8 protein-coding genes are annotated in these 15,270 nt (G+C 41.3%); 6 read left to right on the top strand and 2 right to left on the bottom strand.

Features of this window, described 5'->3' with window-relative positions:
* Positions 1-23 precede the first annotated feature (23 nt).
* From CTER_RS20445 to CTER_RS20430, 4 genes are all read left to right on the top strand, one after another.
* Positions 24-884, top strand: a complete 861-nt coding sequence (locus CTER_RS20445) for a ketose-bisphosphate aldolase (RefSeq protein ID WP_004628826.1) — start codon at positions 24-26, stop codon at positions 882-884.
* 44 nt (positions 885-928) lie between these two features.
* Positions 929-2,113, top strand: a complete 1,185-nt coding sequence (locus CTER_RS20440; RefSeq protein ID WP_004628938.1) for an ADP-dependent glucokinase/phosphofructokinase — start codon at positions 929-931, stop codon at positions 2,111-2,113.
* Between the two features lie 329 nt (positions 2,114-2,442).
* Positions 2,443-3,288 (top strand): MurR/RpiR family transcriptional regulator, encoded by an 846-nt coding sequence (locus tag CTER_RS20435; RefSeq protein ID WP_004628925.1) that lies wholly within the window; start codon positions 2,443-2,445, stop codon positions 3,286-3,288.
* 58 nt (positions 3,289-3,346) lie between these two features.
* Complete coding sequence (locus CTER_RS20430; RefSeq protein WP_004628892.1) at positions 3,347-3,892, top strand: D-lyxose/D-mannose family sugar isomerase; 546 nt, start codon at positions 3,347-3,349, stop codon at positions 3,890-3,892.
* A 295-nt stretch (positions 3,893-4,187) separates the two neighbouring features.
* Here the strand turns inward: CTER_RS20430 and CTER_RS20425 are convergent, their stop codons facing one another.
* Positions 4,188-5,792 (bottom strand): response regulator transcription factor, encoded by a 1,605-nt coding sequence (locus CTER_RS20425; protein ID WP_004628772.1) that lies wholly within the window; start codon positions 5,790-5,792, stop codon positions 4,188-4,190.
* Complete coding sequence (locus tag CTER_RS20420; RefSeq protein WP_004628835.1) at positions 5,785-7,620, bottom strand: sensor histidine kinase; 1,836 nt, start codon at positions 7,618-7,620, stop codon at positions 5,785-5,787. Before CTER_RS20420 ends, CTER_RS20425 begins: the two co-directional genes overlap by 8 nt.
* Positions 7,621-8,218: 598 nt before the next feature.
* Between CTER_RS20420 and CTER_RS28930 the strand changes: the two genes are divergently transcribed.
* Positions 8,219-11,014 carry an FIVAR domain-containing protein gene (locus CTER_RS28930; RefSeq protein ID WP_004628928.1) on the top strand — a complete coding sequence of 932 codons (2,796 nt, stop codon included), beginning with the start codon at positions 8,219-8,221 and terminating at the stop codon, positions 11,012-11,014.
* A 10-nt stretch (positions 11,015-11,024) separates the two neighbouring features.
* Positions 11,025-15,176, top strand: coding sequence for an S-layer homology domain-containing protein (locus CTER_RS28925; protein WP_004628865.1), 4,152 nt, complete (start codon positions 11,025-11,027; stop codon positions 15,174-15,176).
* Positions 15,177-15,270: the final 94 nt, after the last annotated feature.

Genomic DNA, 15,270 nt, shown 5'->3' with positions numbered 1-15,270 from the left:
TAAATTTTGTGGAGGTAGTTTTTATGTTGATGAATATGAAGGATATACTGGCAGTAGCTAATGCTAATTATTTTGCAGTTCCGGCTTTTAACACCAGCAGTAACATGATCCTGAAAGGAATTATCGAAGCCTCGGAGGAAATGCAGGCACCAGTTATCATCGCAATCCATCCCGATGAGCTGAGCTTTGTACGAGCTTCTTTTGTAAAATCGGTAATCGAGGAAGCTCATAAGGCCACTGTTCCTGTGTGCATACATCTGGATCACGGTGCTTCAATTGATCAGGTTATGGAAGCTATACAGAGTGGTTTTACCTCAGTTATGATAGATGCTTCTACCCGTTCCCTTGAGGATAATATTGCAATCTGTAAAAGGGTTGCAGAACTGGCACATGCTGTCAATGTATCTGTAGAAGGCGAACTTGGAACTATTGGGACTACTGGTCCTGAAGCCGAAGCTGGTGCGGAAGAGATTATTTATACAAACCCTTCTAATGCAGTTACTTTTGTAGAGGCTACGGGAGTTGATTGTCTCGCAATCGCAATCGGAACTTCTCACGGAATATATCCAAAAGATAAAAAGCCTGAACTAGAGCTGAATTTACTAAAAGAGATAAAGTCCAAAGTTAATATTCCACTAGTACTTCATGGAGGTTCGGCAAATAAGGACTCTGAGATTGCCGAATCAGTCAAGCTGGGAATAAATAAGATAAATATTTCAAGTGATATAAAGGATGCATTCTACAAGAAATGCCGTGAAGTTCTCGCTGATCCTGTAATAAGAGAACCAAATTCAATTTATCCTCCTTGTATCAAGGCTATGAAAGAAGTTGCATACCAGAAAATTGATCTTTTCAATGCAAAAGGTAAGGCTAAACTATATTAATATTATAAAATTATCCAAAAGACGCATATAGGAGAGCTGATATAATGAAGGAGAAGATTATTCTGGGGCTCGGTGATAATATTGATTATGAAATTGTATGGGATTCCGGGATTTTTGAGAAATTGATCGCTCAATATAATATCTATGATAAGGAATTACTAGCTGATATAGAGATTACCAGCGAGCGGGATTTGGTGGTTTCTATCCTGGGTTTTTTAAAGTCGGAAACGGGCGGTGAGCGGTTTGTTTCATCACCCAACATCATTGATAGCTTTACCCGGAATTTTAAAAATAAAATTACGCTTGGCGGAACATCAGTAAGAGCTGCTATTGCGATGAGAAAACTGGGCTATACATCAGCACTTCATCTGGTTACCATAAATGATCATGTTCGCAGACTTATTCCTCCTGACTGTTTATATGTTTGCAGCAATACAGCCGATAGCTCGTATCCTCATTTAATAGTACAGTTTTACAAAGATACGAGAGTCAAGGCCAATGATATTGATATCTGTACTAACAGGGCAAACCGTATTATTTATAATAATGATCGCGACAATATTGTCATGGAACTTGATGAGGGATTCTCCGAACTCATAACTGAGGCAAAGGTATTCCTTGTTTCGGGATTCAATGCCATGCAGAGCAAGGAACTTCTTTCCTTAAGGCTGAAATCTCTTTTAAGCATAATGGATAAGCTCCCGGAAAATGCTTGGGTATACTATGAGGATGCTTGCTTTTATGATGAAAGCTTCAGTAAAATTGTTCAGGATGCCTTGACAGAACGAATTGATATCTATAGTTTAAATGAAGATGAACTGCAGCATTATCTTGGCAGAGAGCTGGATCTTCTGAATCCGTATGAGATAAAGGACGCTTTAGAAGATGTCGGAAAACTGATACATGTCCCGATGATTGTTGTCCATTCAAAATATTGGGCGCTTGCTTATGGTGATAACGCAGAAAGTGTATCAAGAGCTCTTAAAGGCGGTATAACTATGGCAACAACGCGCTTCCGTTTTGGGGATGACTTTTCAGAAGAAAACTATAATGAAACTGAAGGGCTTTGTCCGGAAGAAGAAGGTACTGTAATTGCACGTGAATTAAAAAAATTGCTGGGGGATAAAGTTTGTTGTATTCCTTCAGTTAAGGTTCAGGAACAAAAAGTTACAACCATCGGCCTGGGTGATGCTTTTGTAGGGGGATTCCTGCCCGCACTCCTAACATAGCGTTATGCTTCCGTGCGGCATATTGGGGGAGGGACGTAAGAAATATCTTCCGAAGCCTTCTGATTTTATGTTTATATCGAGACGGTGAGCATATCCATGGTTTCCAAGAGGACACCTTTGCCTTGTTGAAACGCGCTTAAGGTAAGAAAATTTTTCTGCAGCCGAAAATGCGTTATATCTGGGCGGATAGAATTAACTCCCTCTAAAACTGGTAATAATCATCAAATGTGTTTGCTATTATAATTAAGTATTATCAAAAATAAGGTATTTTTTGTATAGTATTATATGATATTATTTTTATAGGACTTGGGTTTATAGGGAGGGAAAATATGGAGGCTATTCAAGGCATGACAGTTATTGAAACCATAAAGGAAAATTATAATAATATTTTTTTGGCGGAAAAAAAGGTTGCAGATTTTATTTTAGAAAACCCTGAAAAGGCAGTTAATGCTAATGTTTCAGAATTAGCAAATTATAGCGGTGTAAGTGATGCTACAGTAGTCCGAATGTGTAAGCATATCGGCTACCAGGGGTATTATCAGCTCAGAATCGACTTATCCAGGGATTTGGGGCGTAAGCAGGTATGGGATGTTGATATGGATAATGCAAACATGGATAGCATAAGCAGCTTGTTTCAGACCATTTCTTCACGAATACTGGCTATAGGGAAAAATTTGGACCAATCTAAACTGCTTGAATGCGCCAACCTTATCAAAACCAGTAAACAGGTCCATATTGTTGCGGTAGGAAATACAAGTCCGTTGGCAATGTATATGGATTTCAGGCTTGGACGGTTGGGGGTCAAGTGTACATCAAGTATGATTCCTGAGTACTGGATGAATTATGTGAATCTGGCAGACATTGATGATGTGGTCATTGCCATTTCGCGATCCGGAGAATCAAAGCAGGTTATTCAAGCACTGGAGCTGGCAAAGGAAAAGGGACTGAAAATCATATCGATTACAGGGTCAGAGTATTCTCCGGTTTCAAAGTTATCTGACTATTACCTGTTAACTAATGTTCAAGGGCAGGGATTTAATTATTATAAAGGTTATTCCCGTTTAAATGAAACAGTTGTAATAGATGCTTTATTGCATTTCGTAACAAATGAAGAAAAGATTATAGCAAACAGTGCAGACAAGCCCGAAAAAATATTGTCGGAGTATAAGCTTTAAGAGACAGTATTCTGGCTAAAAAAACACACCAAAACCGTTTGCAAATTGGAGTGATTTTATGTTAACTAATATTCAGTATAATGAAGCAAAAAGCAAGACACTTGAGTATTTTAGAAAGGCAAATATTGTATTAACAAAAGAAGAGACAGAAAGAATAGAGGTTGCCGACTTTGGATTAAATGAACTTGAACAGACTGGTCTGGAACTTATTACATATGTTAACACCGACAGATGTTGTTCAAAAGAGCTGGTTTTGTTTCCGCACCAGACCTGCCCTGAGCATATTCACCCTTTTGTATTAGGGGAACCCGGCAAAGAAGAAACCTTCCGCTGCAGGTGGGGAGAAGTATATCTTTATGTGGAAGGAGAGCCGTCAGGATCACCCAAAGCCATACTTCCGAAAGGCAAAGAAAAAACCTATACAGTGTCACACGAAATAATCCTTAAACCTGGCCGGCAATATACACTGGTTCCAAATACAAAGCACTGGTTCCAGGCAGGCCCGGAGGGTGCTGTTGTTTCTGAATTTTCAACAAAGAGCAGAGATGAATTTGATATTTTTACCGATACGGATATAAGAAGAATTCCTGAGATCCCGGAGTAATCACATATTCTGCTATGAATCTGAAACTGACACATTGCTGCGAAATAAAAGAAGCTACATAGAATGGTTAGCGGAGGTGTGCTTAAGGCCTGGCATCATACACCGGTATTCACAGAGATTGAGGCCCATGCAAAGTTTACCTGGATGAAGTTTACACTGAAAAGAAAAATTACATAGAGGATAAAGCTGTCAATTGAGCAAAAAGCCGGGAGCGTGAAGCTGCCGGCTTTTGTTGGTTATTTATGGACAAAATGGTATAGACCGCGAACTCAAAATAGTTTTGCACTTGAACCGGTCAGCTGATATTACTTGCCTTATACTCCTTGGGGCTCATTCCGGTATACTTTGTAAAAACATGGGTAAAATAGGCGGGATCTTCAATACCTACGGCACATGCAACCTCAAACACTTTGTTGGCCGGATCCTTTAAAAGCTTTTTGGCATGGTCGATCCGGTACTTGTTTATGGCATCCACAATGGATTCCCCCGTTTCCTTTTTGTACAACCGGCTGAGATAGCTGCTGTTGACATGGATATGGTCAGCAATGGTCTGGAGGCTGATATTCTTGTGGAAATTATCCCTTATATACTTTTGCGTTTCTTTTATAAGATAACTGAATTTATTTTCATTGGTGACTACAACCTTCGAAATGCTTTCTATCAACTGTCTTAAAATGGCCGCCAGGCTTTGGATGTTTCTGCTTGACTGTATCCGCTTGTATATTTCAGGCTCTTTGTCGGAAAGCTCGGGGGTGAACAGCCTGAAACCTGCGAGAAGTCTGTAGCAATAGGAGGCGATAAGCATACAGGATACCTTTATATTTTCTATGGGCTCCTTGTTGCGTCTGTATTCCTCCAAAAGGTTTTCAAGGCTTTTTAATGCCTCGGAGGGATTTTGCAGCTGGAGGCTGTCTACGATCTTTTCAGCGAAATAATGGGGCTGTCCGGGTGATGAGGTGACCGGTGACGTGTTGGGCATAAAAACAGAAACGTGGTTGTCATTGTAAAAACCGCCGTTAAGTGCATCCTTTGCTTCCTGATAGGCAACTGGCAGGGCCGGGATGTTTTGCTGCATTTGGCTTATCCCTATGCTGATGGTAAAACGCATGAAACTATCGGCCATGGATAGAATCTCGTTGCAGGTCATGAGCAGGGTTTGAGTGCAGAGAGGGATATTGCGGTTTTTGAAGGAAATTATGGCCGCCAGCAAAGCTCTGTCAACTGCCACCGTATAATGGGGATAGTTTTTAAAAGCCATTGAAAGAAGATTGCTCACCGAGTGCATGAATTTGTTATAGTCCTCCGGGCTGATCAGGGAATTTTCGTTTGAAACACTGTGAATGTCAAACAGAACAACAAAATAATTTTCAATTTTTATCTCCAGCTCGGTCAATTTGCTTTCAATGAGCATGTCGTCCACAATGATTCCGTTAAACACATCCTTGAAAAACTTCTCGCAGATTTCCGACAAGCGCAGATTGGCCTTTTGCTCCATGAGCTTTAATTTCTCATCTTTATCCTTTTCCTGGCTGATCAGGGCCTTTGCCTTATTAATGGCGTCGGGTATTTTCTCGGTAGGATTTGTTTTAATGATAAAATCTATCACATCGTATTTTATGGCGGTCTGGGCATAGGAAAAATCTGCAAAGGCAGTAAGAATGATAACTTTGATAGCGGGATAGTTTTCATGGATATATTTTGACAATTCAAGGCCGTCCATTCCGGGCATCTTAATATCTGTCAGTACAATGTCCACAGAATGAGAGCTGAGTTTTTCCTTTGCGTCAATTCCGTTCTGAGCATCACAAACTACCCGGCAATCAAGTGCTTCCCAATTGACAAAGTATAAGAGCCCCTGCTTGATCACCGGCTCATCATCAACTATCATAATGTTATACATTTATTATTTCACTCCTGTCTGCGGGAATATGTACTGTTACCTTTGAGCCTTTGTTGATCCGGCTTTCAATCTGGATGCCGTAAGACTCTCCATATATCAGCCTGATCCTCTTGTGGGTATTGATAAGGCCGATGCTGTTGTGTCCCTTCTTGCGCATGCTTACGGTTTCGAAGTCATCGAGGTTGATATTTGAACTTTCGAAACCTGCACCGTCATCGGTGACATCAATATATACCGATTCATTTTTCCTGTAAATGTTCACTTCAACGGTGCCCTTTCCCATTTTTTCCTCCAGGCCGTGGACTACCGCATTTTCTACAAGAGGCTCAATACTCAGCTTGGGGATCAAAAGGTCTAAAATGCTCTCGTCGGAAACATGGATGATATACTCCAATTTGTCTTCAAATCTCATCTTCTGCAGGTAAAGGTAAAACTCAATGAATTCCAGTTCCTGTCTTATGTGAACTTTGGCCCGGCTGTTTGTATAGATGCCTGCCTGGAGCAGTTCGGTAAGGGAGGTAACCATTTTATATATGGTATCATCCTTTGACAGTCTGGCTTTGTAGCCGATAGTAATGAGTGTATTAAAAAGAAAATGCGGATTCATCTGGGACTGAAGGAATTTGAATTCCGTTTCCTTTAAAAGCAGCTGCTTCTCGTATACCTGATTGATAAGGTACTTTATTTCATCGGTCATATTGTTGAAGGTATTGCTGAGCAGTTTAAGCTCACGGTCTTTGTAAGCGGGCATTTTAGTTTCATAGTTCCCCACCTTCACTTTATTGATGACCGAAAGCAGGTCCCTTATAAATCGTGTGAACCTGAGTGAAACCAGAACTCCTGCGAATACGGATACAAATATGATTACAAAGGTAATTGCTATGTAGTTTCTCATACTGTCCGACAGCTTTGCCAGAACCTGGTTCCTGGGAATTCCTGCGATAAAATTAAGGCCGGTGTCACCTATTTTTCTATGGGCGACCAGATAGGTGGTATTTCCCAATGTGACCTCGGAAACATCGGTGTCATTGTTAAGATTGAGAATGGAGGAAGCAACGGTGCCTCCCAGCAGGTTCCTGTCCGAGCTGGAGTAGATCGCACCCCGGTCGTCGGTGATATATACCATTGAACCTTCAAATGACAGAAGCTCCGCATATTTTTTATAGAGTTCATTTTCCTCGATTCCGAAAATCATAACCAGCCTTTGTTTAGGATTGTTAATGTTGGTGACAATGCGGGTGAAATAAATGGTTCTGTCTGTCAAGGACGGCGGAAGTATTGTCTTGCCCCTGATTTTACTGCCGCTGATTTTCTTAAAAACATTAATATTATTGTTGTTTATCAGGTCGATATTGGGTGTGGATTTGAATATGGAGCAATAAATGTCCTCGTTCAAAAACACGTAGGCTGTGGAGATAAGGTTCATATCCCAGGCATTGTTAAACATAAGGCTGTACCTGAGGTCTTCTTCAATAAGGCTTTTATTGATGAAAAGGTTGTAGAAGTCTCCGTCAAAAGACGTATCGCCTGAAGTCCAGGATCTTATATTTTTATTGGAGAGAAAATGAAGCGAGGTTGTGTCGATTATCTTAAAGGAATTTTCTATATTTTCATTGGCCTGCCGTATAAGCTGGCTCAGATTGTCATTGGCATTTTTAGTCAGTACTGCTGCCATGTTCCAATAAAAATAAAAACCGACAATGGACATGGGGAGCAGAAGTAGGAGAACTATGGCCAATGTGATCTTGTGCCTTATGGGTGCTCTTTGAATGTATCGCAATATTTGTAATTTATGTCGGGGCTTAAACAGTCTTTTGAGCTTACTCATTAGAAATTTTCCAACTCCTTATCAACATGTGCCACACATTATTGTATAATACAATGACCATATAATTCTACATAATTCAACAAAATACTTTATAATCCTTTAATTAAAAAAAGTTAGTAAAAAAAGTCATACAATAGTAAAGATATTACAATTAAGTTAATCTGTTGTGCTGATTAATTTAATTTATATTTTACCCGTGTAATTTTTTAAATTAACTGGCACTTCCGTACTGACTTCATAAAATAAGGGCGCACCCAAAATACTTGCGGTAATCCAGTTGATCCTAATTAAACTTATCTGTAAAGCAATACAAAATTCCAATTAACACTACGAGTTAAAATAAAATTCAGTAACATAACTATGCCAGTTCAACATAACCCAGCAAATTCCTTTAAAAATTCATAAGTAGTAAAAAAAACTAAAGAATTCTCAAGATAATACAAGTTGAATTTATTGGGCTGATCTAAAGACCGAATATAGCAAAATATCACAAAAACATGTACTTAATTTTCATTAACTATATACAAGATAGACAATATACTTAAATGTAGCATTTTATAAAAATAAGGTATTTAAAAAAGTTTAACGGAGGGAAAAAATGTTAAAGAGAACTGTTTTAAAAATGGTTTCGGCAGCATTATGTGTTTGCATGCTACTTTCGGCTGTACTGCAGGGCGGGATGACTTATGCTGCCGGCAGTGATGCAAACCTTATTATTGATCAAAGCCAGGTGAGCGGTCAGTATGATCTTGATCTGACGCAGGCTGGAGATATTGATTGGTTGCATTTCAAAGGCAATGGCTCAGGAGGTGTTATACAGGTTGGTAAAGCAACTACTCCGGGTGCCATATCATTTGATATACTCCCAAATTCAGTCCCGGAAGGCAAGGTTAGCAATGGCGATCCAGACCGTATAGCCAGCACCTGGACCGATGGTATGGCAGGCTATGAATCAGGTATGGATGATACCGGGTTTGCTGTTTTATTACCACCGGCAGGAAATAGAGGTGCCGGCACTTGCAGCGACAACGTTGGCTGGAATTTTTTAGTGTCACCGCAGCCTGTCCGGACATCGGTAATATTCACTGTAGGGCTTTGGCAGGCAAATGTGGATGTAAACTTCTACATGGATGGTATGCCGGCTGATGTGAAAAGTATATCTGCCGGTGGCAGCGCACAAACCTTTAAATATCAGGTGACGGTACCTGCAAACAGGGAACTGAGGGTTGAAGGCATACAAACAGATATCTTGTGGCAGGACGGCAATTCTTCAATATCAAACATAGCTGTGGGTACTGCTGCTACGGGAAGTACCGATGAACTTAATATTTTACAAAACCAGGTGAGCGGTGAAGCCGAAATTGATCTTTCATCTGCCGGAAATGTTGACTGGCTGCATTTGAAGGGAGACGGTTCCGGCAATATCGTACCAATCAGGAAAGCAGCTTCTCCAGGTACAATTTCTTTCGGTACATTATCAAATACCGGTTCCGAGGGCAAAGAAAACAATGGTGACGCAGACCGTATGTCCTACAGCTGGTATGACGGTATGGCAGGCTATGAAACCGGCAGTAAGGATACCGGGTTTGGGGTTTTCTTCCCGGCAAGCAACAGAGGCCCGGCTGTCTGGGGGAATGATGTGGGCTGTACTTTCACGGCAGCGGCACAGCCGAAGGAAGCAACGGTAGTATTCAGCCTGGGACTTTGGCAGGCAAAAGTAGATGTAAAATTTTATAAGGATGGTGCGCTGTATGATACCAAAACCATATCTGCCGGTGGCAGCGCCCAGGCATATAAATATGAGGTAACTGTACCTGCAAATATAGAATTGAAGGTTGAGGGAATACAAAAGGAGACTTTATCCCAGTGGGGTAACTTTTCACTTTCAGGTATAGCGGTCAGCAGTGAAACGGCTATTGATAAGACGGCTTTACAGAACTTATATAATGAAGTTAAGGATTTAGTTCAGGGTTCGTATACAGATACAACATGGACGGTTTTTGATAATGCAAGATCTGCTGCAAAAGCTGTTCTTGACGATCCGGCTGCAGCACAGTCTGCAATTGACAGTGCAAAAACCGCATTGGTACAGGCTCAGAGTGCCCTTGAGTACAATACAAATGAACTGGGCATTACACAAAGCCAGATGAGTGGTGTGTTTGCCATTGATCTGACTGCAGTTGGAAATATTGACTGGCTGCATTTGAAAGGGAATGGCTCAAACGGAATTATACAGATCAGGAAGAATGCTCAGAACGCAATTTCATTCAGTGCACTTGCGAATACTGTTCCTGAGGGAAAAGAGGTTAATGGTGATGCCAACCATGCTTCTGCGTCATGGACGGATGGAATGACAGGTTATGAATCCTTGGCAAATGATACTGGCTTCGGCGTTTTCCTGCCTTTACCGGAGGATAGAAATCCCGGCGCCTGCAAGGAAAATGTCGGCTGGAACTTTTCAGTAGCAGCACAGCCAACTCAAACAACCGTAGTATTCAGTACGGGTATCTGGCAGGCAAAAGCAGATGTAAACTTCTATCTGGATGGCAAATATGCTGCTGCCAAACATATGGAAGCAGGCGGTACTGCCCAGGTATTCAAATATCAGGTTGTTGTTCCGGCAAATAAGGAGCTCAGAGTTGAAGGTGTACAAAAATATAAAAATGCACGTGATGGTAACTCATCACTGTCAAATATAGCAGTAAGCAGCAAGGAAATTGCTGACAAGTCAGCTTTACAAGCTCTTTATGATGAATTTGACGGAATAACCAAAAGCTATTTTACAGATGCTTCATGGAACAAATTTAATAATGCAAAAATTGCGGCAAAGGCAATTCTTGAAAAAATTGACATCACACAGGCAGAGGCTGATAATGCAAAAGCAGCGCTTAGTCAAGCCCAGAGTGAGCTTGTAAAAAAGGACACCAATGTGATGATAGACTACACAAGCGATCAGAGGGGCTTAAGTTATGCCCTGGGTCATCTCAAGGATCAACAGGACAGATACCAGACCTTTACAGCCGGTGAAGCTTTCAGGATGGAATATGTTCAGCTTGGATTGACAAAAGCATCGGATGACGGAAGCGATCTGGTGGTAAAGCTGTATGCGGCAGATAGCAATGGATTGCCTGCGGGAGCTGTACTTGCACAAACTACCGTCGGCAAAAAAGCTGTTGTAAGCGGAGGATTAACCACCGTCAAGCTTGGTTATGATTTAAGCGCAAATAAAAGATATGCAATTGATGTAACTCAGACTGCTCTCCAGGACGGTATATATTGCTGGACAGTCATGCCCAAAAATTATTATACAAAAAATGAATTCTACGGTAAGACTGTTTCAGGAAATTTTGTAGCTGAGGCATGGCTTGGAACAGGTTTGATGAAAATCAATTAAAAAAGTAAATGTGGATAGAAGCGCACTGGAGGCTTTGGTATCCGAGACAGGCAGCTACAATGAAAAAATTTATACGGTGGAATCCTGGCTGGCTTTAGCGGGTGCTGCGGAATCCGCAGGAAGCTGCCTGAATAACTTCGATGCCACCCAGCAGGAAATTGATGCTGAAACCGGAAAACTTCAAGCCGCAAAAGATAATTTGGTCACAAATATAAACATATCTGATTTTAATGCTTTCGTTTCAAGTTTTGATAATGTGGCAGTTAAGGGCTACACTGCCGCTTCGGCAGCAGTATTAACAGGTGCAATTGCAAATGCAAAACAATTGAGCGGCATTGCTTCCGAGCATGAAAAGCTGCAGGCCTACGCCGATGTTCTGAACGCTATTGCAAAACTTCAGGTATCAGGAGAATATTCATCAAAAACAGACGGCGGATTAACCGGTTCTTTTGGTTTTGAAGGTGATATGAATGCTCCCATTGCTTTTATTGATGGCTCCTTTAAGCTTGCCAGCAGGGGAAACCTGATGATCAGATTCGGTGTGGCAGGCCTTAAGGAAAAAGGTGTTTCAGTCGATTGGTACAACAGGGACGGATATTTGCCCTGCTATGTAAGTGAGTATACGGCAGATAATGTTTCATATAAAATTGAAGAGTTTGCCAATAAGCATATCATTGATGGCAATCCCGTGGAAGTTGCGTATGCAAAAATGACGGCCACAAACAATTCAGGTGAGAAACGATTGCTTCCTGTTGTTTCAAAGGAATTACTGCCTTTGAATAAAGCAGCTGAATCTGCATTTGTCATTAATGCCGGAGAAACAGTTGTAAGAGAATATGCAATTAAAGCCGATAGATTTGAAAATGAGGGGCATACAGGAAATCAGCATGAAGTATCTCCTAAAGCAGAATTCCCCACTGACCAAAAGATCATTGAAGCCGCAAGGAGTGTCACAGATACAGGTAAAGACAGTATCTTTGAAAATAACTATGCTGACATGAAGATTTACTGGGATACCAGACTTGCAGGAATAATAGATATAAAGCTGCCCAACAGCAAGGATGCAAATAATAGAGACAGTTTGGTAAACGCATATAAGGCAGGTTATATCTATACTCTTATTATCAAAGACGACACATTCCTGCATGTTGGTGAAAATGGCTATGACAGGTTGTTTTCACATGACACAATCGGAATATTGCAGTCCCTTATTACAGCCGGTGATTTCAAGGACGCAAAAAATTATCTTGAAAGTGTTCCCATGACCGGAGGTATAAACATTGAAAACGGTAAGGTGGATCCCGATTTATACTGGGATGCAAACTGGAAATTGCCATGGGCATATTCCGTATATTTAAGCAAAACGGGAGATCTTGATTACATAAAAGCAAAATTTGAAGGTGTAATTAAAAAAATGGCTCATTCTATTCATGACGACCGTACAGGTGCAAACCATGACGGAATTATGAAAAGCACCCTGGCCATTGATTCCTACGGCCAGTGGACAGTTGATGACCAGGCTGCACTTATGGGGCTTACAGCGTATAAATATATCTGTAATGAATTGGCTTTAAAGGAAACCGACCCGAACAAAAAAGACTATTATTTAACAGAAGTTCAGTGGGCAAATGCCGAATACGACAGTTTGTTAAAAGCAGTAACCGAGACACTTGAAAATACAATCAGCAGTAATAACTTAAACTATATTCCGGCTTCAATAGTTGAACCGAACACTAAAAACAGATGCAATGATATCAGAGATGCAAACTGGGCATCAATGCTGTTATTTGGATCATTCCCCTGGGACGGGCATCTGTATGGTGCAGATCAAACCAAAGCAGGAGCCAATATAGATATGATCGACCAGACTTATGCATATGGCATTGAAAGGCGTAAAAGCCTGCCGGAAGCTTCACCTTATAATTTTGGAGGTTATCCTCATGGATGGTATTCAAGTGCCTACAATGCAGGGTACGGTATTGCCGCACTTCGGGGTGAAGCTTACAGAGATATGGGAATAAAAGCTTATGAATTTCAGATAAACAGTGCCATGGGCTCGCCCTTTGGCTGGTGGGAAGGTGTAGGACCGACAAATTATCCCGACCAGGATCCCTCAACTCCGCTTTGGAACCGTGATAATGCGGCCGGAGGCGGTGGTTCCAACCAGCACATGTGGGGACAGGCAACAGCATCCAAAGTTTTGTATGATGCACTTATAGCCGAAAGAATTTTTAATGATAACAAAAATGTAGAAATAATTATCGGCCGTGGTATTCCTAAAGAATGGGTAACAAATGCCACCAGGGAAAATAACATAGTTGCGGCAATAGAAAATTATCCGGTTCTTCAAGGCGGCAGAGCAGGCTATACAATTGAAAGAAACGGCAGCAAACTGAAAATTACCATGAACTGCAATAGGGAAAATTCCAAAATAGCTGCAGGTACTGCAGAACAATGGAGTATTCAACTGCCAGCCATGGTAGACAATATCTCATGGGTTTCTGCCGGAGAAGCGGACAATGCCAATGGTATTGTTACAGTTCCGATAGAAACAAAGGAAGTTACTATTGTGCTGAAAGATTTATTGGGAAGCTCGGTGTCAATAGATACAACATCATTACCCAATGGTAAGGTTGGGGCGGCGTATTCAAGTGCATTAGCCGCAGCAGGCGGAACATTGCCATACACCTGGAGTGCTGAAGGACTTCCGGCGGGACTGAAAATTACAAATGCCGGGGTGATAGAAGGCACTCCAGCTGCAGCAGGTACCTTTAGTGTCAGCTTAAAGGTCCGGGACAGCAGCAATCCTGTGTTAAGTGAAAGTAAAGCTTTAAGTATTACCATAACTCCTGCCGATCAGCCCGGAGGCAATACCGGAAACAACGGAGGCAGTAACAACGGCAGTAATAACGGTGGCAGTACCGGAAGTAATACTGGAAATACCGGTTCGGGAAATAAAGAAACGACTGTAAATCCAATTGGTTCATCTATAAGCGGTGATAAAACAATACTGACCATTTCAATAAAAGCCGGCAATGAATCGGGAAAAGCCGTAGCCAATGTAGAAAAAGCTGCTATCCATAGTCTTGCAGAAAAAGCCAGGGAAGCTGAACGCAATGGACAGAAAGCTATTGTTGAAATAAAACTCGACTCTGCAAAGGATACAAAGTCTGTCGAGGTAGGATTCCCGGCAGATGCGCTTAAAGAAATAGCCGGAACTTCCATTAAGCTTAGTACAGGAATCGGAAGCGTTATTTTAGATGCAAAAGCAATAGCTTCGATCAGTGCTTCTGCTGCATCCGGAAAAGTAAGCATCATCCTGAAAAAGTCGGAGAATTCTTTGCTGCCGGAAGAAATAAAGGCTAAAGTAAGTGACCGGCCGGTTTATAATTTCTCAGTCCAGACTGGTGATAAAGTTATATCAGAGTTTGGCGAAGGAACTGCCCGGATAAGTATACCATATGCTCCAAAACCCAATGAGAAGTATAACTCTATCATAATATACAAAATAGACAATGACGGAAACTCAAAAGTTGTAAGAAGTATATATAATCCTGCGACAGGCACGGTTGATTTTATAACCGCTGACAGTTCACAGTATGCCGTAGGTTATAATGAGGTTAAATTCAACGATGTTACATCAAAGGACTGGTTTGACAGGGCGGTGGGATTCATGTCGGCCAGAGGTATAGTAAATGGTGTGGGGGACGGCAGTTTTGCTCCTCAGAATAAGGTTACAAGAGCTGACTTCCTCATAATGGTAATGAACGCTTACGGCGTTGAGCTTGATAGGGCGGTAACCGACAACTTTGCAGATGCAGGCAGCAAATACTATTCTGATTACCTTGGTACTGCAAAACGCCTGGGCCTGGTTTCAGGTACCGGAGATAACAAATTCATGCCGAATGCTGCTATAAGCAGACAGGATATGCTTGTTATACTCTATCGTGTATTGGATATACTTGGTGAATTACCGGCTGCAAAAACAGGAAGCTTTGACAGCTTCAGCGATTCAAAGGATGTATCCGGTTATGCAAAAGATACAATGCGGTTATTTGTTGAGGCAGGTATTGTTTCGGGAGATGACAATAAATTGAAGCCTAAAAAAGATACATCAAGGGCGGAGGCTGTACAGGTACTGTATAACCTGCTTTCCAGATAAATGACCTGAACTGAAAAGTGCACCCAAATGATAGTAAACCAAATGTTTCTATTATATTGAGGTGCACTTTTTGGCTATAGAAAATATGAAGTCA

The organism is Ruminiclostridium cellobioparum subsp. termitidis CT1112, from assembly GCF_000350485.1.
Lineage (GTDB): Bacteria > Bacillota > Clostridia > Acetivibrionales > DSM-1351 > Ruminiclostridium > Ruminiclostridium termitidis.
This window is presented reverse-complemented; position numbering and strand designations above follow the sequence as displayed.